This is a genomic window from Caballeronia sp. LZ003, from assembly GCF_031451465.1.
Classification (GTDB): domain Bacteria; phylum Pseudomonadota; class Gammaproteobacteria; order Burkholderiales; family Burkholderiaceae; genus Caballeronia.
This window is the reverse complement of the sequence record NZ_JARUXJ010000060.1, coordinates 1-1,149: the sequence shown is the minus strand read 5'-3', so window position 1 is coordinate 1,149 and position 1,149 is coordinate 1. Positions and strand designations below refer to the sequence as shown.

Genomic DNA, 1,149 nt, shown 5'->3' with positions numbered 1-1,149 from the left:
TGCTACAGCGTTCAGCCACAAGGAGTTCCTGCCCGCGAGCTGTATCTCGTCGGCCGAACCGTGGCGCGAACAGATTGCCCAGTGGCACGACGCGGGCGTCCCCGGCACGACGATTCACAGCGCGCTGGTGCGCAACCACGGCTACGCGGGAAGCTACTCATCCGTCTACAGGCTACTTCAGCAATTGAAGGCGGAGCTCACGCCGGATGTTCCGATGCGGCTTGAGTTCAAACCCGCAGAAGCCGCGCAAGTTGATTTCGGCGCAGGTCCGACCATCACCGATGCACACACCGGCGAGGTCCACAAGACGTGGTTCTTCGTGATGACGTTGTGCTGGTCGCGGCATCAATACGTTGAGTTTGTCCGCGATCAGAGCGTCGACACATGGTTGGTATGTCACCGTCACGCCTTCGAATGGTTCAACGGCGTAGTGGGACGCGTCATCATCGATAACCCCAAGTGTGCCATCGTCAAGGCCTGTATCTACGAACCCGAAGTCCAGCGGGCCTATGCGCAATGCGCCGAAGGGTATTTGTTCAAGATCGATCCGTGTCCGCCGAGGGACCCGGCTAAAAAAGGAATTGTCGAGTCGGGCGTCAAATACGTGAAGTCGAGCTTCCTTCCTCTTCGCGAATTCCGTGATCTTGACGACGCCAACCGGCAAGCACGAGCTTGGGTGATGCACGAGGCCAGCACCCGGACGCATGGCACGACCCGCGAAGTGCCGCTCAAGCGTTTCGAGGATGTCGAACAGGCGCTGTTGCAGCCGCTTCCCGATGTGCCGCCAGAGCTGGCAACCTGGGCGCGCGTGAAGGTCCATCGCGACGCCCATGTGCAATTCGAGCGCGCCTACTATTCTGTGCCGTTCCGGCTTGCCGGTAAAGATCTGTGGCTCAAGGCGACCGCCAACATGGTGCAGCTCTACTACGAGCACGAACTGTCGGCATCGCATGTCCGCCAGACTACGCCAGGAACGCGTATCACTGTGGCCGATCACATGCCGCCAGCAGCACAGGCCTGGCAACTGCACGACACCCAATGGTGTCTGAGAGAAGCACAACGTATCGGGCCGTCATGCTACGCGCTTGTTCACGCGCTCTTCGGCGATCAGGTTCTCATCAAGCTGCGCGCCGTCCAGGGCGTGCTGCG

At 60.2% G+C, this 1,149-nt stretch carries 1 protein-coding gene; it reads left to right on the top strand.

Going from position 1 to position 1,149, the window contains the following annotated elements; genetic code table 11:
* Positions 1 to 1,149 (top strand): IS21 family transposase (gene istA / locus QCE79_RS32885; protein WP_309851626.1); only part of this gene is annotated, 1,149 nt, incomplete at both ends.